The 17,306-nt window shown below is 63.9% G+C and carries 14 protein-coding genes and 1 pseudogene; 7 read left to right on the forward strand and 8 right to left on the reverse strand.

The window, feature by feature from the left end:
* Nucleotides 1-593 (reverse strand): annotated as a pseudogene (locus MOV75_RS07860) (AraC family transcriptional regulator); the annotation flags it as partial.
* Between the two features lie 199 nt (nucleotides 594-792).
* On the opposite strand from MOV75_RS07860, the gene MOV75_RS07865 reads away from it, so the two are divergent.
* From MOV75_RS07865 to MOV75_RS07875, 3 genes are all read left to right on the forward strand, one after another.
* A complete protein-coding gene (locus tag MOV75_RS07865; RefSeq protein ID WP_246922101.1) occupies nucleotides 793-2,307 on the forward strand; it encodes a caspase family protein in 1,515 nt (504 codons plus the stop codon).
* 1,133 nt (nucleotides 2,308-3,440) lie between these two features.
* On the forward strand, nucleotides 3,441-4,688 hold the full coding sequence (locus MOV75_RS07870) for an FAD-dependent oxidoreductase (protein WP_246922098.1): 1,248 nt from the start codon (nucleotides 3,441-3,443) through the stop codon (nucleotides 4,686-4,688).
* A 179-nt stretch (nucleotides 4,689-4,867) separates the two neighbouring features.
* A complete protein-coding gene (locus MOV75_RS07875) occupies nucleotides 4,868-5,632 on the forward strand; it encodes an outer membrane protein (protein ID WP_246922095.1) in 765 nt (254 codons plus the stop codon).
* Nucleotides 5,633-5,734: 102 nt separating this feature from the next.
* Here MOV75_RS07875 and MOV75_RS07880 read toward each other — a convergent pair whose 3' ends face one another.
* The 4 genes from MOV75_RS07880 to parE all read right to left on the reverse strand — a co-directional run bounded on the left by MOV75_RS07880 (nucleotide 5,735) and on the right by parE (nucleotide 10,279).
* Nucleotides 5,735-6,505, reverse strand: a complete 771-nt coding sequence (locus tag MOV75_RS07880) for an SDR family NAD(P)-dependent oxidoreductase (RefSeq protein ID WP_246922084.1) — start codon at nucleotides 6,503-6,505, stop codon at nucleotides 5,735-5,737.
* Between the two features lie 21 nt (nucleotides 6,506-6,526).
* Nucleotides 6,527-6,712: a hypothetical protein gene (locus MOV75_RS07885; protein ID WP_246922080.1), complete on the reverse strand. Its 186-nt coding sequence runs from the start codon at nucleotides 6,710-6,712 to the stop codon at nucleotides 6,527-6,529.
* Nucleotides 6,713-7,012: 300 nt separating this feature from the next.
* Complete coding sequence (locus MOV75_RS07890; RefSeq protein WP_246922077.1) at nucleotides 7,013-7,795, reverse strand: outer membrane protein; 783 nt, start codon at nucleotides 7,793-7,795, stop codon at nucleotides 7,013-7,015.
* Between the two features lie 441 nt (nucleotides 7,796-8,236).
* Entirely contained in the window at nucleotides 8,237-10,279 is a 2,043-nt protein-coding gene (gene parE / locus MOV75_RS07895) for a DNA topoisomerase IV subunit B (RefSeq protein WP_246922074.1), read from the reverse strand.
* Between the two features lie 273 nt (nucleotides 10,280-10,552).
* Here parE and MOV75_RS07900 point away from each other — a divergent pair, with 273 nt between their 5' ends.
* From MOV75_RS07900 to MOV75_RS07915, 4 genes are all read left to right on the forward strand, one after another.
* Nucleotides 10,553-11,083, forward strand: a complete 531-nt coding sequence (locus tag MOV75_RS07900; protein WP_246922071.1) for a DedA family protein — start codon at nucleotides 10,553-10,555, stop codon at nucleotides 11,081-11,083.
* Between the two features lie 224 nt (nucleotides 11,084-11,307).
* Entirely contained in the window at nucleotides 11,308-11,973 is a 666-nt protein-coding gene (locus MOV75_RS07905; RefSeq protein WP_246922069.1) for an FMN-binding negative transcriptional regulator, read from the forward strand.
* Entirely contained in the window at nucleotides 11,970-12,953 is a 984-nt protein-coding gene (argC, locus tag MOV75_RS07910) for an N-acetyl-gamma-glutamyl-phosphate reductase (RefSeq protein ID WP_246922066.1), read from the forward strand. Before MOV75_RS07905 ends, argC begins: the two co-directional genes overlap by 4 nt.
* Before the next feature lie 174 nt (nucleotides 12,954-13,127).
* Nucleotides 13,128-13,721, forward strand: a complete 594-nt coding sequence (locus MOV75_RS07915; RefSeq protein ID WP_246922063.1) for a bifunctional 2-polyprenyl-6-hydroxyphenol methylase/3-demethylubiquinol 3-O-methyltransferase UbiG — start codon at nucleotides 13,128-13,130, stop codon at nucleotides 13,719-13,721.
* Nucleotides 13,722-13,754: 33 nt separating this feature from the next.
* On the opposite strand, the gene MOV75_RS07920 is transcribed toward MOV75_RS07915, so the two are convergent.
* From MOV75_RS07920 to MOV75_RS07930, 3 genes are all read right to left on the reverse strand, one after another.
* Nucleotides 13,755-14,621, reverse strand: a complete 867-nt coding sequence (locus MOV75_RS07920; protein WP_246922060.1) for an ornithine carbamoyltransferase — start codon at nucleotides 14,619-14,621, stop codon at nucleotides 13,755-13,757.
* A gap of 20 nt (nucleotides 14,622-14,641) precedes the next feature.
* A complete protein-coding gene (locus MOV75_RS07925) occupies nucleotides 14,642-15,040 on the reverse strand; it encodes an MAPEG family protein (RefSeq protein WP_246922057.1) in 399 nt (132 codons plus the stop codon).
* 64 nt (nucleotides 15,041-15,104) lie between these two features.
* The gene (locus MOV75_RS07930; RefSeq protein WP_246922054.1) at nucleotides 15,105-16,913 is read right to left on the reverse strand and encodes an alpha/beta hydrolase; all 1,809 of its coding nucleotides are present in this window, start codon (nucleotides 16,911-16,913) and stop codon (nucleotides 15,105-15,107) included.
* Nucleotides 16,914-17,306: the final 393 nt, after the last annotated feature.

Below are 17,306 nucleotides of genomic sequence, written 5' to 3' on the forward strand. Positions count from 1 at the left end.
CTGACGATGCCGCGCTCGATCAGCGCCAGATGGGCCAAAGCCTGGACGAGGGAGGTCGCTTCGCTGGCCTGATCCGCGGAGGCTTCACCGAGCTCGGCAAAGCAGGCCCCGAGCAGCGGCGCCAGGGTGGGATCGCCGAACGTCCGAGGCGAAAGCTCGCGCATGCGCTTGTCCTGCGCCGGGATGCTGCTGAGCGGAATCTTCAGGATGCGAAGGTGGAAGCCCCCGGCGCCCAGCGGCGCGGTGCGGTAGGGCAGGTCGGTATGGCTGGTGGCGAAACTGCCGTTGGCGATCGCGAAGTCGCTCCCGCGCATGCCGCCGAACCAGCCGCCGCTGCCGAGCTGCTGATAGACGCAGATGGCGTCGCCCGGCGCGTAGGCGATGTCGGTCGTGCTGCGCTCCACCGTGTAGGGTGAGGCCTTCAGCTCGACAAGGCCGGCGCCGCCCAGCTGGCGCAGCGAGAATTCGCCGAAGAAGTCCGCGCGCTGTTCGCGCTCGAGCTCGGCGGTGACGCCGAACAATCCCTTGGAGCGCACCTCGCGCCAATAGTCGAAGCGATCATTCGGCTCGACCTCGTCGGTACACCAATACACGGCAGCCCCCGCTTGCAGCGCAATCGCCCTAGAAAGAGCAGATTCCGCGGGAATCTGCCATAGCCAGATCATGGAACCGAAGCCCAGGTCCCTTGAACCGCCATTACGCCTGGGCCGACTATCACACAGCGGCAGGGGGTCCAATGAACTGCTGTTCGAAGGAAGCGGCCTGCGGCCGTTCTGCAACGGGAATCTTGCGATGACGCGTCGGCTTTTCAGAATTCTGGCGGCCCTTGGCCTGGTGGCGGGCCTGAGCGGCTTCGCTCTTCCCGCCCATGCCGAGAAGCGCGTCGCGCTCGTCGTCGGCAACAACGACTACAGGAATGTCCCGAAGCTGCTCAAGGCGGTCAACGACGCCCGCACCATGGGCGATACGCTGAAGCAGCTCGGCTTCTCGGTGATGGTCGCAGAGAACCAGAGCCGGCAGCAATTCTCCGAGACCTTGCTCGCCTTCGACAAGGCGATCGAGCCCGGCGATACCGCGTTCTTTTTCTACGCCGGCCACGGCTTCGAGATCGCGGGGCAGAACTATTTGCTGCCCACAGACGTGCCGTCGGCGACCGAAGGGCAGGAAGAGCTGGTGCGCGACGCCTCCATCCTGGCCGACCGCATCGTCGAGCGTCTTCAGAACAAGAAGGCGCGAACGTCGATCCTGGTGTTCGACGCCTGCCGCAACAACCCGTTCGAGCGCAAGGGCACCCGCGCTGTCGCCGGTGGCGGCGGACTTGCGCCGATGACGCAATTGCCTGAAGGCGTGTTCTCGGTGTTCTCGGCAGGTCCCCGCCAGACCGCGCTCGATCGTCTGTCCAACGACGACGCCAATCCCAATTCGGTGTTCACGCGCACCTTCGCCAAGGAGCTGCTCAAGCCCGGCGAGAATCTCGTGCAGGTGGCGCAGCGCACCCGCCGGGCCGTCAGCGAGATGGCCGATACCGTGAAGCATAGGCAGGTGCCTGTCTATTTCGACCAGATGGTCGACGACGTGTTCCTCAGCGGCCTTGCCAAGGATGCCGTCGCGCGTTCGGACGACCCGCCGCCGCAGAAGCTCGCAGCGCTGCCGCCGGTGTCGGTGCCGCAGCTGCCGAAGGAGGAGGCCACCAACGCGCCGATCGCGAGCTTCTCGCGGCACAATGGCGGCTGGAGCGTGGTGTTCTCCTTCGCCGACCCGGCGCTGGGCATTTCCTGGCGCATGGCCGGCAAGGGCGATTTCCGGGAGACCGGCTTCATCGACACGCTCGATCCGCGCACGCGCAAGCGCATGCCGAACCCGTCGATCGAGTTGCCGCCGGATGCGCAGGCGGGCACCATCGAGGTCCGCTATGTCGATCAGTCCGGCGACATGCAGGGGCCGTTCCCAATCAGGTTCGATCCCGAGGCCGCGCTGATCCGCGACCAGCGCAAGATCCTCGACATGACTGCGACGAGCTGGCTGTCGTTCCGCGAGTTCAACGGGCTGCTCGTCTACTACACGCACCTCGTGTCCTATCGCTGCGCCATCCGCGAGGTGCGGATCGGGATCGACACCGCCGTGCCCAACCAGGTGCTGAAGATGCCGCCGTGCGACATGCGCGACCCCAGCGCGATCACCGCCGGCATGCCGCTCTACATGAAGCTCGCTCCCGCCACGCAGTCCGTCTCGGTGGAGCTGACTTATCGCGACGGCAGCGTCTCGGAGATCAAGAGTTTCCGCAGCGCGAACCGGAGTAACAATTGATGATGACTCCTTGTCGGTTGCGTCGCGACCCCGAGGGAGTGGACTAACGGAACTGTGCTTCAAGAGGCATGTTAAATTCACCTTGGAGCCAAGCCCTTGCAGCATTTGCGGTCGTCGTCCAACCATCACTGAGCTTCTGGCAGAGCGACGAAAGCTGATGGCTTCGGCTTCCTGCAACTGAAGCGAAAGAAGTTCGGCAAGCTCGCACAAAGGAACAACTCCTCGGGTCCCTGGATTGTCCACCAAACCAGGGAGACGATCCATGATCCGCAAGTCCATCCTCGTAGCCTTCGCCTGCGCTGCGCTTTCGACAACCGCTTATGCTCAGGGAGGTGGTGGTGCTGGGGGCGGAGGCGGAGGTGGCGCGGGTGGCGGTGCCAGTGCCGGCTCCGCTGCAGGGACGGGTACCGGCGGTGCGGGATCTGCGGCCAGCTCAGGTGCCGGAATGGGCACATCATCGAGCAGCGCCAATTCGGGGCCGTCGGCTCCTTCAGGGATGGGGACGCATGGCACCACCACCGGGGCCAACGTCAGCACCAACACGAACCAGAGCAATCCGAACGTTCAGCCGCCAACCGCGAACGGCACGTCGCCGACAGCGGCGCAAGCTGCGCGGAACGCTGGTGCCGGCCATGCCCCCAACGGGTTGCCGATCGGCAGCCCGGGCAGCGGGACCAGCAATGAAGATCAGAAATAATCCAGTTCCCGTCCAGGATAGGCCCGCGCCGTGCGGGCCTATCTGTTGCCTCGCATGTGGCAACCGGCGCCCCTGACGCGGACGCCCACGCAGGCGCGGCTCTCGTCGCAGACACAGCTAGGTCCTCGACTCGCTCTCTTCCGCATCGCGGCTTCGGCGCGTGCGCAGATAGACGAGCGCGATGTTGACGGCTAGCCAGGCTGCGACACCTGCAAGCAACCATGCCACGTTGAACGTTCCCTCTGATGCCCCTTTTGGGTCGTATCTCCCATTAACAATAGGGGGCGCGGCTTATTCCCGGGAACGGAAGCGGCGTGCTCAGAGCTGCCGGCCAGCGCGACACCGCGCATCCAGATTCAGGCTCCGTTGGAGCGGAATCGGCGTTACATTGTCCGCCATATCTTGATCGATACTCACATCGCGGATCGTGGCTCCAATGGCATCCGACCAACAATCGAACCGGACGAAAAAAGTCCGCTGCTGCATTGTCGGCGGCGGACCGGCCGGCATGATGCTCGGATATCTCTTGGGACGGGCCGGCATCGAGGTCGTGGTGCTGGAGAAGCATGCGGATTTCTTCCGCGATTTTCGCGGCGACACCGTGCATCCCTCGACGCTTCAAGTCATGGACGAACTCGGCCTGATCGACGAGTTCCTGAAACTGCCGCATCAGCGCTTGCAGAAGATGGACGGCCTGTTCGGCGGCACGCCGGTGCGCATCGCCGATCTCAGCCGGCTCAACACCAAATACCCCTTCATCGCCTTCATGCCGCAATGGGACTTCCTGAACTTCCTGCGCGAGGCCGGCCGGCGCTTTGCCTCGCTCGAGGTGATGATGAGCACGGAGGCGGTCGATCTGATCCGCTGCGGCGAGACCATCGCCGGCGTGCGGGCGAAAACACCTGACGGCATCCTCGCCATCGAGGCCGATCTCACCATAGCCTGCGACGGCCGGCATTCGACGGTGCGCGAGCGCGCCGGCCTTGCCGTCGAGGAGATCGGCGCACCGATGGACGTGCTGTGGTTCCGCGCCGGCCGCAAATCCGACGAGACAGAAAACGTGTTCGCGCGCGTCGAGCCCGGCAAGATGATGATTACCTTCAATCGCGGCGACTATTGGCAATGCGCCTATGTCATCGCCAAGGGCCAGCACGAGGCAGTGAAGGCGAGGGGACTGCAGGCGCTGCTCGACGACGTCGTACGCATGGCGCCGATCCTTCGATCAGGAATCGCCGACGTGAAGAGCTTCGACGACGTCAAGCTGCTGACCGTCGCGATCAACCGCCTTAAGCGCTGGACGCGACCGGGCCTGCTTTGCATCGGCGACGCCGCGCATGCGATGTCGCCGATCGGCGGCGTCGGCGTCAATCTTGCCGTGCAGGATGCGGTCGCGACCGCCAATTTGTTGGCCGACAAGATGCAACACGGCTGCCCGTCCGAGAACGATCTCGATGCTATCAGGCGTCGCCGCGAGTTTCCGGTGAAGATGACGCAGCGGATGCAGGAGATCGTGCAGAACAACATCATCAGCGGCGCGTTGCAGTCGGGCGACCGGCCGCTCAAGGTGCCGCTGATCGTGCGCCTCATCACCGCACTGCCGTGGCTCCAGGGCATTCCGGCGCGCCTGCTTGCGCTCGGCGTGCGGCCCGAGCACGTGCATTCGAGGGCGGCGTCGGGATCGTAGCGCAGGGAGTCGGTAGGGATAATTTCGCGTTAAATCACGCGTGCGGCGTTGCGAGCGTGCAACAGCACCCACGGATTTTCGGACCGGCGCGCGCCCCTGCGCTGCGTTAACTTTGTTGATTCGAATTTTAGTAACACCCGTCTGTGACCTTGCGCCTATCAAAGGACACGGGGTGTACCATGCGTAATAAATTGATTGCCGCCTTCGCCTGCACGACCGCTCTGGTTTCGACGGGCGCGGCCTCCGCCGCCGATCTCGGCGCGCGCTACGCGAAGGCGCCAGCTTACGCCGAGCCGCTGTTCAACTGGACCGGCTTCTATGTCGGCGGCCACATCGGCGGCGCATGGACCAACGAGCAGTTCATCAACAACGGCAACAGCGGCGGCTTCGGCGATCTCTCTCCGGGAGAAGGTTTCCGTCAGCGCAACTCGGGCATCATGGGCGGCGCCCAGATCGGCTACAACTGGCAGGCCAACAACTACGTGTTCGGCATGGAAGGCACGATCTCCGGCCTCAACAACAAGGGCTCGTTCACGAACACCGTGTTTGGCGCCGGTGACGACGTGTTCTCCTGGCGTGCCAACGTTCTGGCAACGGTCGTCGGCCGCGCCGGCTTCGCCGTGCAGAACAACCTCTTCTACATCAAGGGCGGCTATGCCGGCGTGAACAACCGTCTCTCGGTCAGCGACACCGTCGGCACGGCTGGTTCGGGCGGTCAGACCCACTGGGCCAACGGCTGGACCGTCGGCGCCGGCTGGGAATACGGCGTCACCCGCAACTGGATCGTCGGCCTCGAGTACAATTACGCGGCTTTCGGCAGCCAGACCTATCAGCTCGGGGGCACCACGACCAACTACACCTTCGACGCCAAGCCGCGCGATATCCAGTGGGCCGTCGTGCGCGCGAGCTACAAGTTCGACGCGCCGACCATCGCCCGCTACTGAGCACGTCGACCGCAACGCGACCAACGATCAAAAAAAGCACTGCCAAAATTCAAAAGCCCCGGCTTCGACCGGGGCTTCTTTTTTGCGTGGTGCCGCCCGGCCTTAGGCCATCACCGAGAAGCCGCCATCGACGGGGATTGCGGTGCCCGTGACGAAGTTCGACGCGGACGATGCCAGGAACACGGCGATGCCGGCGAAATCGTCGACGTCGCCCCAGCGCCCCGCAGGCGTGCGCGCCAGCACCCGCTCGTGCAATCCCGAGACCTGCTGCCGCGCGCCCCGGGTGAGGTCGGTATCGATCCAGCCCGGCAGGATCGCGTTGACCTGGATGTTGTCAGGCGCCCAGGCGTTGGCGCAGGCACGCGTATACTGCACGATTCCGCCCTTGCTCGCCGCATAGGCAGTGGCGAAGCTCGCACCGAAGATCGACATCATCGAGCCGATGTTGATCACCTTGCCGTTGCCTGACGCCTTCAAGGCCGGATAGGCGAGCTTCGAGCACAGGAAGGCGCTGGTGAGGTTGGTGTCGATCACCTTGTTCCACTCGTCGAGCTCGAGCTCGTGCGGCGGCTTGCGGATGCTCATGCCGGCATTGTTGACGAGGATGTCGATGCGGCCGAGATCCGTCACCACGCGCGCAATCATGGCTTCGATCGCTGCCCTGTCGGTGACGTCGGTCGCAACCGCGATCGCCTTGACGCCGCGCTGCCTGAGATCTTCGACAGCTGCGTTGGACTTCGCCTCGTTGCGTCCGACCACGGCGATGTCGGCGCCGGCGTCGGCAAGGCCGCGCGCCATGCCGAGCCCGATGCCGCCATTGCCTCCTGTTACGACCGCGACCTTGCCGCGGAGATCGAACCGGCTGGATGTCATGCTTGTATTCCCTGGTTTCTTTTATTGGTTGCTCTGCCAGATCAGCACCAGCCCGAAGCCGGCCATGGCGGCGCCATAGCCGGCCCATTGCAGCTGGTTGACCATGAAGCTCGATCGCGGCCAGGGGACGGTGCCCGTGCCCTGTCCGATCCAGAGCAGCCCGATGGCGAGGGCGAACAGGCCTGCTACAAGCAGAAATCTGCGCATGCATTCCCCCCATCGGTCCGCTTCCGTCGCGACTCGCGGCATCTACGATGCTGCGGTCTCGAAAGCTTGGGGCGCACAGTAACCGCAGCTTTGCTTCGGTTACAATGGCGGCGCCGGCAGCGGCGACGCCCGGCACACGTCGCGATGCGCAGGGCAGGGCTATCACCGATACGGTGGGGTGATCGAAGCTCAGCTCACCGCTGCGTGCCGTCGTTGGAGGCGAGCACCGGCTGCCGGCGCGCTCACAACGAAAAAGCCCCGGACGATGCCGGGGCTTTGACGTTTGATCGTGAGATCAGATCAGTACTTCGCGACGACCGGACCGGTCCAGTTGAAGCGATAGACCAGCGAGGTCGAGATCGTCTGGTTCCAGCTGTTGGCGCGGATATCGCGGCCCACCAGCGCGTTGGTACCGTCGAACAGCTCGTTCTGGGTCTTGGCGTTGTAGAAGGCCGAACGATACTCGGTCTTCATGAACCAGCCGGGCGAGGTGATGCCGAAGATGTTCAGGCTGTTCTCGACGCCGCCACCGACGAACCAGCCGTTGCGATTGTAGCTGTTCAGATGGATGCCAGCGGGGGTGCCGCCGAGGGTCGTGAAATTGGTCTGGCCGAAGTGAGCGCCAGAATAACCGCCGTTGACGTAGGAGAGAACGTTCGGGGCCACCAACCAGCCGAGGCGCACACCCGCGGCCCAGGAGGTTTCCAGCTTCTGGTTGCCGGTGATGCCAGCGATCGGATCCTGAATGGTTGCGCGGAGGCTGCCGAACTGACCGTCAGCGAACACACCGGCGACCCAGGTGCCGCTGAACTGCCAGTCGTAACCGGCGCCGACGGTGCCGAACCAACCGGAGCCGCCCTGACGCTGGTCGATCGTCAGCGGAATCGCGCCGACAGTGGTCTGGACATGCTGGTCAGCATTGGAGAGGCCGCCGCCGCCACCGCCGAAGACATAGAAGCCGGTCCAGTTGGCGACGGGCGCCGGCATCGGAGCCTTCACGTAGGGACGGGCACCAAGGTCAGCGGCCGAGGCCGAACCGGTCATCGCCGCAACAGCGGTCAGAGCGAGCAAAGTCTTCTTCATGTCAAAATCCCCAACCTTGGTCTGTCGTAGTAGGCGCGAGCGCGCTGAAGTTCGTTTCATCTGATGACCCGGACTATAGACGTTTCCCGCCGAAATGCTGTTGCCGGCTAGGCACAGTCGCCGGAAAACGCCGCTGAGCGTGCATTTGAGGCGTGGCTCTCGGATCCATAAATAACCTCGTAGAGTCAGCAACTTACACAGATTTCGAAATCTCTGGCCCGGGTAAGGTTTTGTTAGGAGGTTGGGCGTTGTCCGAAATGGAGGCAGTCCCGCCTCAGCTTCAGCGCCGTGAGTCGTTGGCCGAGTCGCGTTGGCGGCGCCGGGAATCGCTCATGGCCGTGCGGACCCTCGGCCGGCGTCATCGATAAAAAGGCGGCGTCCCCCCAAACAAAAGAGCCCCGGCTCTCGCCGAGGCTCTTGAACGGAACACGGCCCGAGGGCTCAGACGTCCAGCAATTCCTCGCTGGCAAACTCGGCCTTGTCCGAGATGAAGGCGAAGCGCGCCTCGGCCTTGGTACCCATCAGGCGCTCCACCGAATCGGCGGTGGTGTCGCGATCGTCGGCGAGCAGCACCACCTTGAGCAGCGTGCGCTTGCGCGGATCCATGGTGGTTTCCTTGAGCTGCGCCGGCATCATCTCGCCGAGGCCTTTGAAGCGGTTCACCTCGACCTTGGCGTTGGCGTTGAACTCGCTCTTGAGTAGCGCCTCCTTGTGCTTGTCGTCGCGCGCGTAGACCGATTTCGAGCCGTGGGTCAGCTTGTAGAGCGGCGGCACCGCGAGGAAGAGGTGGCCCTCGTCGATTAGCCGCGGCATCTGCCGGTAGAAGAAGGTGATCAGCAGCGAGGCGATGTGGGCGCCATCGACGTCGGCGTCGGTCATGATGATGATGCGCTGATAGCGCAGATCCTCTTCGCGATACTGCAGGAGCTGGCCGCAGCCGATCGCCTGCACGAGGTCGGAGAGCTGCGCGTTCGCCGTCAGCTTGTCCTTGCCGGCGGAGGCGACGTTGAGGATTTTTCCGCGCAACGGCAGCACCGCTTGCGTCTTGCGGTCGCGCGCCTGCTTGGCGCTGCCGCCGGCCGAGTCGCCCTCGACGATGAACAGCTCTGAGCCTTCGGTGCCGGCATCGGTGCAGTCGGCGAGCTTGCCGGGCAGGCGCAGCTTCTTGCCCGCGGTCTTGCGCGCGGTTTCCTTTTCCTGACGGCGGCGCAGCCGCTCCTCGGCACGGTCGATCACGAAGTCGAGCAGCCTGTTGGCCATGTTCGGATTGCCCGACAGCCAATGGTCGAACGGATCCTTCATCGCCTGCTCGACGATGCGCTGCGCTTCGGCGGTCGCGAGACGATCCTTGGTCTGGCCCTGAAATTCGGGCTCGCGCACGAACACCGAGAGCATCACGGCTGCGCCCACCATCACGTCTTCGGAGGTAATGGAGGCTGCGCGCTTGCCCTGGCCGACGCGCTCGGCGTGATCCTTCAACCCGCGCAGCAGCGCGCTGCGCAAGCCGGATTCATGCGTGCCGCCATCCGGCGTCGGCACGGTGTTGGTGTAGGAGGAGAGGAAGCCGTCCGCATCCGCGGTCCAGGCCACCGCCCACTCGCAGGCGCCGTGCGCGCCGTTGCGGCCCGACTTGCCGGAGAAGATGTCGGGATGCACCAGCGTGTCGGCGTGGATCGCGGCCGCCAGATAGTCCTTGAGGCCGCCGGGGAAGTGGAACGTCGCTTCGGCCGGCACGTCCTCGATGCCCTTGAGCAGGTCGGGCGCGCAGTTCCAGCGGATCTCGACGCCGCCGAACAGATACGCCTTTGAGCGCGTCATCTTGAACAGGCGCTGCGGCTTGAACGCGGCCTTGGCGCCGAAGATGTCGGTGTCGGGCTTGAAGCGCACGCGCGTGCCGCGGCGGTTGTTGACCTTGCCGAGGTCCTCGAGCTTCCCCTTGGGATGGCCGCGCTCGAAAATCATGCGATGCAGCTTCTGGCCGCGCGCGACTTCCACTTCGAGACGCGAGGACAGGGCGTTCACCACGGAAATGCCAACGCCGTGCAGGCCGCCTGACGTCTCGTAGACCTTGGAGTCGAACTTGCCGCCCGAATGCAGCGTGCACATGATGACTTCAAGCGCCGACTTCTTCGGGAATTTCGGATGCGGATCGATCGGGATGCCGCGGCCGTTGTCGGTGACGGTGAGGAATCCGTCTTCGCTGAGCTCGACTCCGATGAAGGTCGCGTGTCCGGCCAGCGCCTCGTCCATCGAGTTGTCGATGACTTCGGCGAACAGATGATGCAACGCCTTCTCATCGGTGCCGCCGATATACATGCCCGGCCGGCGTCGCACCGGTTCCAGGCCTTCGAGCACCTCGATGTCGGCCGCGGTGTAGTCGGCTTCCCCGCCGCTCGCGCGCGGCGCCGCCTTGGCTGCGCGGAGTTTCGGCTCATCGCCGCCGAAAAAGTCGTCTTTTGCTTTGGGTTTCAACTGCTTGGACATATATCTTGATGCGTTTTGAGGGCCGCATGGGCGGCGAATCGATTGGGCCGACTATGCCACTTCTGACTTGGAAAGGTTATCGCAGGGCGGGCCGGGCGGTGTCGTTGAGGGCCAATCCCGGCGATTTTACGCCGCAGCCCCTCCAATTCCCGGCAATTTGACCTGCCAGGCTGTGCCGAGCGGGGTTTTGTGACTTGATGTCACACAAGTGCTTGGCTTACCAGTCTTTTTCATCGAGCAGCACCTTGAGACGGGGCGGGAAGGCTATTTTTGATGGAGCAGTTTGCGCACGCCCTGGCCGATTTCGTGCGCGTTCACCAGGCCTGGGCGGCTCCGATCGTGTTCCTGCTCGCGTTCGGAGAATCGCTCGCCTTCATCTCGCTGCTGGTACCGGCCTGGGGCGCGCTGGTGGGAATCGGTGCGCTGATCGGGGCGAGCGGCATCAGCTTCTTTCCGGTCTGGATCGCCGGCGGCCTCGGTGCGGCGCTGGGCGACTGGGTCTCCTACTGGTTCGGCTTCCGCTACAAGGAGAGGGTCGCCCAGATGTGGCCGCTCTCGCGCTATCCGGAACTCCTGCCCAGAGGTGAGGCCTTCGTGCGGAGTTGGGGCGTGCCCAGCATCTTCATCGGCCGGTTCTTCGGCCCCCTGCGCGCCTCGGTGCCGCTCGCGGCCGGCATCTTCGAGATGCCTTATTGGAGTTTCCAGGCCGCCAATTTCGTCTCGGCCCTGGTCTGGTCGGCCGTGCTGCTGCTGTTCGGTGACGTGCTTGCCAAGATCATGGAATGGATCTGGCGGGTGATCTGACCTCCAAACCTTGACGGGAATCGGATCTGGCCTTATAGCCGCGCGCCATGATCAACGCCGCGACCATCCTGTTCGCCCGTCGCCGCCGCCGCAATCTTGCGGTTTGGGCGGTCGATCGCGTTTGAGATCATCGTCTTTGCCGCTGGATCCGATCCGCGGCATTCTCTCTCCTGTCAGCGCGATCTGATCCGGCGGCCCCCAAGGAGGCCCAGCAGGAGACCACGATGTACACGCCACCTTTTTTCAAGCAGGACCGCGCCGCAAGCCTGAAGTTCGCCGAAGAGCGCGGCTTCGGCACCATGTGCGCTTTCGACGGAAAGAAGCCGGTCGCTTCCCCGCTGCCGTTCTATCTGACCTACGCCGCCGATGGGACGCCGCAGGCCGCGTTTCATGTCGCCCGTCACAATCCGCTGCTAAAGCTTGCGGGCGGCGATGCGTCCTGGCTGCTCGCGGTCAACGGCCCCGATGCCTATGTATCGCCGGACTGGTACGTCTCGCCGGACCAGGTGCCGACCTGGCTCTACCAGTCGGTGCATCTGAGCGGGCCGGTGCGGCTGTTGTCGGATGACGAGCTGTCGGTGCAGATCGACACGCTCAGCGACAAGTTCGAGCACTGGCTGCTGCCGAAGAAGCCGTGGACGTCGGGCAAGATGACGGCGGGCCGGCTCGAAGCGATGAAGAAGGCGATCGTGGGTCTGGTGATGAATGTTGAAGAGGTCGAAGGCAGCTTCAAGCTCAACCAGCACAAATCCGACGCCGACTATGCGGCAATCTCGAATGCGCTCAGCGCCGGCGATGCCGACGCCAGGCAGATCTCACAGTTGATGCGGCAGGCAAGGCCGCAAGTTTTCGAACACGACACGAACAAGCTCGAAAGGAGCGCGTCATGAGCCTCGCTGAGACCACGAAAGCCCCGATCACCGGCGCGGCGAAAAAACCGGCAACCGTCTTTGTCGATGGCGGCTCCGGCACCACCGGGCTCGGCATCAACGAGCGGCTGAAGCTCCAGAACGACGTCGTCGTGAAGACGATCGCCGATGACAAACGCAAGGATCCCGCCGCCAAGAAGGCGCTGATGGAGGAGGTGGACCTCGTCATCCTCTGCCTGCCGGATGACGCCGCCAAGGAGACGGTCGCGCTCGTCGACAGCATGGGCGCCTCAGGCCCGAAAGTGCTGGATGCTTCCACCGCCTATCGGGTCGCGCCCGACTGGGCCTATGGCTTTCCCGAGCTGACGCCCGACCAGGCCAGCAAGATCAAGGCCGCCAGGAAGGTCTCCAATCCCGGCTGCTATCCGACCGGCGCGATCGCGCTGCTGCGGCCGATCGTCGATGCCGGCCTGTTGCCGCCCGATTATCCCGTCACCGTCAACGCGGTGAGCGGCTATTCCGGCGGCGGCAAGTCGATGATCGCAAGCTTCGAGGACGGCAGCGCGCCGTCCTTCGAGCTCTACGGTCTCGGCTTCGAGCACAAGCATCTGCCGGAGATGCAGCTCTATTCGAGCCTGACGCGGCGGCCGATCTTCATTCCCTCGGTCGGCAACTATCGGCAGGGCATGCTGGTCTCGGTGCCGCTCCAGCTCGACACGCTGCCGGGCAAGCCGAGCGGAGGGGACCTTCAGGCCGCGCTCGCCAAGCGCTACGCCGGCTCAAGGTACGTCTCGGTGATGCCGCTCCAGAACGAGGCGTCAAAGGGCGGCCGGATCGAGCCGGAGGCGCTCAACGAGACCAACATGCTCGAGCTCTACGTCTTCGCCAGCGACAAATATCAGCAGGCCGTGCTGGTCGCGCGGCTCGACAATCTCGGCAAGGGCGCCTCGGGCGCAGCCGTGCAGAACATGCGGCTGATGCTTGGATTGCCGGAGGAGTAAGGCAGCCTCGTGCCCCGGACGCAGCGCAGCACTTCTTCAGTGATGCGCTGCAGAGCCTGGGCCTATTCTTTTGTTCGCGACTTCTGGGTCCCGGCTCTGGGCACATCACTGTCGTGCTGTGCCTTGTCCGGGACATGAGACAATTGAGGCGGGACCTCGGAAACGAACGTTAGAATGGACGAGACCACCCTGCAGTTCTATCGGCAGAACGCCCGGTCCTATGCGGATTGGGCGAAAGCGCCGTCGGCGCGGCTAACGGGCTTCCTCGCCTTGTTGCCGCCCGGTGGCGCAATCCTCGAACTCGGCTGCGGCGCCGGCAATCATGCGGCGGTGATGCTGGCGGAGGGTTTTTCACTGCGTGCCACCGACGGCTCGCCCGAAATGGCGAAGATCGCGTCCCGGCGGCTCGGCCATCCCGTCGAGACGATGCGGTTCGACGAACTCGAAGCGCAACAGGCCTATGACGGCGTCTGGGCGAGCGCCTGTCTGCTGCATGTGCCGCGCGACGAGCTCGCCGGCATCCTTGGGCGGATCCATCGCGCGCTCAAGCCGTCCGGTGTGTTCTATGCCAGCTACAAGATGGGCGAAAGCGACGGCAGGGACAGCCTTGGCCGCTACTACAGCTATGTGTCGCCCGAGTGGCTTGAAGCGACCTACGCCAGCGCGGGACCGTGGATCACGCTCTCATCCGATACCAGCGTGATCCAGAGCTTCGATCAGACGCCAGCCAGCATGCTGAATCTCGTCGTTCGCAAGGCGGTGACTTGATCCATCTGATGTCTCGAAGACCGCCGGCACGAACTATGCGGCGATCCACTCCAGCAGGGCGTTCTGCGCATGCAGAAGGTACGCCTTCGCGGCCGTGCTCTGGCAGGTGGCGTGGCCCATTGCATCGGCCGTGACCTCCTGTCCCCTGGTCACCGGCGGGCAGGGGAGGAAGATCGCATCCGTGCGGCATCTGTCGAGGAGCGCGGCCGATATCCGGTACCGCGCGAGTTGATCGTGTTGCGCGCCGGCAGGCCAGCAGTCCGTGATGATCACGTCCGCATCGTACACTGCCTCCAGATCGGTGCTCGCGGTGAACCCCGGACTTGCGATGTCCCTGACATGCCAAACCACTGGATAGGCCTGGGCGACCTTGATCGGCAGAGCGATGGACGCTTCAACCCAGGAGCGGAGAATGTTGGCGTCGGGTGCCACGCCAGCCACCCTCAGGCCTTCGAGCGATCCGCGCCTGCTTTTGACATAAGCGAGATCGCCCAGCGTCTCGCAAGGATGATTTGATTGCGTTCTCGCATTGACGACCGGCGCGGTCGCGCTCGATGCCAGCTCGTGCAAGGTCGACAATTCCCGAGTGCGCACGACCAGGATGTCGAACCAGTTGTCGAGATACTTGGCGAGATCAGGCGTCGTTTCATGGACATTGAACCTGATGGGAGGCTGTACCGAGATGCCTCCCATGGCTCTCACGCCGAGATCGAATGCGGTCGTGTTCCGCCACCCACTGTCGTCGGCGATAACAGCCACGCGCTTTCCGGCGAGGCTTTGCGGCATGGCACGGCCATCCCATGCCGTCGCCAGGGCTTGCGCGCGATCGACGATGGACAGGATCGTGTCCCCGTCGAGGTCCTGAAACCGGAGAAAATCCCGGCTGGATTCGCTATGCATGAGCCCGCATCCGGGCGCGCTCAAAGCACCTTGAAGATCGCCAGTGCCAGCACGGCCTGGGCGAGGAAGCCGACGGTGAAGGCCAGTGTGCGGAAGATCGGGACGCCGAGCGCGTAGACGATCAGATGCGCGACGCGCGACCAGAAATAGACGGCGCAGGCGAGCACGGTCCATTTGGTGGAATAGTCGATCGCGTTGAGGATCAACACCAGCGGCGCGAAGATCACGAGGTTCTCGACCGCGTTGTCGTGCGCGAACATCAGCCGCGTCGCCCAGTCGGCCTGTGCCTTGTCGTTCCGGTTGGGGTTGGCCATCACGCTCCCGAGGCCGCGAACCTGACAGCGGTTGACCATATAGGGAATCCAGAGGATCCCGGTCAGGATCACCGTCAGTGTCAGCCAGAACAATTCGCGCGTCATGGTTCGATCCCCTCTGTCGTCGCTGCGTTGAGCGCGAGTCTATACAAAAGCGCGGAAGATTCCGCTATGCGCGGACCCTGACATAGCTGCCGGGCGCGTCCTCGATCGGGGGCAGGGCGTCGCTGCCGACGCTGCGCGCCGGGACTTCCTCCGGATCGATCCCGCGCAACCATTCGCGCCAGTCCGGCCACCACGAGCCCTTGTGCTCCACGGCGCCCTTCATCCACTGTGCGACGTTGACGTCCTTGATGTTGTCGTTGGTCCAGTACTGATACTTGTTCGAGGCCGGCGGATTGACCACGCCCGCGATGTGGCCCGAGCCCGACAGCACATATTTCACCGGGCCGCCGAAGAACTGCGAGCCGTACAGCACCGATTCCGCCGGCGCGATGTGGTCCTCGCGGGTGGCGAGGTTGTAGACGGGCACCTTGACCTTGGAGAGATCGAGCAGCGTGTTGTCGAGCACCATCGTGCCGGTGGAGAGCCGGTTCTCCAGATAGCAGTTGCGCAAATAATAGGAATGGTTCGACGCGGTCATGCGGGTCGCATCTGAATTCCAGTGCAACAAGTCGAACGCGCTCGGCTGTTGGCCCTTCAGATAGTTGCTGACGACGTAGGACCAGATCAGATCGTTTGAGCGGAGCATGTTGAAGGCCATCGCCATCTTCGAGCCTTCGAGCACCCCGGCCGTCTTCATGTCGTGTTCGAGGGCTGCGATCTGCTCCTCGTCGACGAACACGAGGAGATCGCCGGCATGGGTGAAGTCGACCTGGGCGGCGAAGAACGTCGCGGACGCCACGCGCTGGCGGCGCTTCTCGGCGAGCCAGGCCAGCGTGGTCGCCAGCATCGTGCCGCCGACGCAATAGCCGGCGGCGTGCACCTTCATCTCGCCGGTGACCCTCTCGATCACGTCCATCGCCGTGAGCGGGCCTTCCTTCATGTAGTCTTCCCAGCTCTTGTTGCCGAGCCGCTTGTCGGGATTGACCCATGAGATCACGAACACGGTGATGCCCTGATCGACGCACCACTTGATGTAGGACTTCTCCGGCTTGAGATCGAGGATGTAGAACTTGTTGATCCAGGGCGGCACGATCAGGAGCGGGGTGCGCAGCACCGTCTCCGTGGTCGGCGAATACTGGATCAGCTGCATCGTCTCGTTCTGGTAGATCACCTTGCCCGGCGTCGTCGCCATGTTGACGCCGACGACGAGGTTGTCCGGATTGGACTGGCGGATCTTCAGCATGCCCTTGCCGGCCGCAATGTCCTCGGCGAGCATCGTCAGGCCGCGCGCGAGGTTTTCGCCGCTGCTCGCCACCGTCTCGCGCAGCACCTCCGGGTTCGTCAGCACGAAGTTCGACGGCGACAGCGCATTGATGACCTGCTGGACGTAGAACTCGGCCTTGCGGCGCGTCTGCGGATCGAGCCCTTCGGCATCGCGCACCAGCTCCTGCGCCCATTTGGTCGTGAGCAGATAGAGCTGCATGACGAAATCGAAGAACTGATTCGATTTCCATTCCGGGTCGGCAAAGCGCTTGTCGCGGGGGTGGGGCGCGATCGCGGGCGGGGCGTCCTGGCCGGCCATGCGGCGCACCGCCGAGCCCCAGAGGTCGAGATAGTCCTTGGCGAGCTTGGTCTGCAGATCGGACGAGCGGGACGTGTCCGACAACCAGTATTCGGCGACCGACGTGAAGGTCTTGACGACCTCGGCCAGCTCGGCTGGCGGGCGATCCTGCACCTCGCCGCTCTCGCGCGGCTTGAGGTAAGCGGCCAGCGCCTTGCCGCCACTCTCCATCGCCCGCGCGACATTCATCGCGAAGGCTTCCGCATCGAACTTCGTTTCGGGTTTGGGCGTATCGGTCGTGGCCATACTCATGAGCAGAACAGTAACAACTCATTCCGTATTCGTCACCGCGAAGCTCGCATGTTTGGCGTTAAACACTCTCGAAGATGTGTTGCAGTGCGACAAATCTTCTTGGTTCTGTCACATTCGGGCCGCACCGCTCGGCTTGGTGGGCAATGGCTGTTTTCTCGCTCTCGCCATTCGGGCAGCAATGGTTTGAGCTTGGGCGCGGTCTTGGGTAAGGTTGCCCGGGGCCGTGCTTTGGGACGAGTAGGGGATTTCCCAAGTGTTTGCGTTATGGGACCTGCAAAAGACGCTGCCGATCCGCAGCGCGCTGCTGATTGCGGCGCTCGCCATGGGCGGCTGCTCGAGCCAGCTCGCGGACATGACGCCCGCGGACGCGCAGGCCCATCCTAGGGAGCCCGG

Origin of the sequence: Bradyrhizobium sp. PRIMUS42 (assembly GCF_023006515.1) — a bacterium.
Lineage (GTDB): Bacteria > Pseudomonadota > Alphaproteobacteria > Rhizobiales > Xanthobacteraceae > Bradyrhizobium.

Excerpts from the sequence above, each read along its gene's own strand:
- MOV75_RS07930 (WP_246922054.1), bottom strand. The coding sequence starts at position 16,913 with ATGAGTATGGCCACGACCGATACGCCCAAACCCGAAACGAAGTTCGAT.
- MOV75_RS07865 (WP_246922101.1), top strand. The coding sequence starts at position 793 with ATGACGCGTCGGCTTTTCAGAATTCTGGCGGCCCTTGGCCTGGTGGCG.
- MOV75_RS07905 (WP_246922069.1), top strand. The coding sequence starts at position 11,308 with ATGTACACGCCACCTTTTTTCAAGCAGGACCGCGCCGCAAGCCTGAAG.
- parE (WP_246922074.1), bottom strand. The coding sequence starts at position 10,279 with ATGTCCAAGCAGTTGAAACCCAAAGCAAAAGACGACTTTTTCGGCGGC.
- MOV75_RS07915 (WP_246922063.1), top strand. The coding sequence starts at position 13,128 with ATGGACGAGACCACCCTGCAGTTCTATCGGCAGAACGCCCGGTCCTAT.
- argC (WP_246922066.1), top strand. The coding sequence starts at position 11,970 with ATGAGCCTCGCTGAGACCACGAAAGCCCCGATCACCGGCGCGGCGAAA.
- MOV75_RS07885 (WP_246922080.1), bottom strand. The coding sequence starts at position 6,712 with ATGCGCAGATTTCTGCTTGTAGCAGGCCTGTTCGCCCTCGCCATCGGG.
- MOV75_RS07925 (WP_246922057.1), bottom strand. The coding sequence starts at position 15,040 with ATGACGCGCGAATTGTTCTGGCTGACACTGACGGTGATCCTGACCGGG.
- MOV75_RS07920 (WP_246922060.1), bottom strand. The coding sequence starts at position 14,621 with ATGCATAGCGAATCCAGCCGGGATTTTCTCCGGTTTCAGGACCTCGAC.
- MOV75_RS07890 (WP_246922077.1), bottom strand. The coding sequence starts at position 7,795 with ATGAAGAAGACTTTGCTCGCTCTGACCGCTGTTGCGGCGATGACCGGT.
- MOV75_RS07875 (WP_246922095.1), top strand. The coding sequence starts at position 4,868 with ATGCGTAATAAATTGATTGCCGCCTTCGCCTGCACGACCGCTCTGGTT.
- MOV75_RS07900 (WP_246922071.1), top strand. The coding sequence starts at position 10,553 with ATGGAGCAGTTTGCGCACGCCCTGGCCGATTTCGTGCGCGTTCACCAG.
- MOV75_RS07870 (WP_246922098.1), top strand. The coding sequence starts at position 3,441 with ATGGCATCCGACCAACAATCGAACCGGACGAAAAAAGTCCGCTGCTGC.
- MOV75_RS07880 (WP_246922084.1), bottom strand. The coding sequence starts at position 6,505 with ATGACATCCAGCCGGTTCGATCTCCGCGGCAAGGTCGCGGTCGTAACA.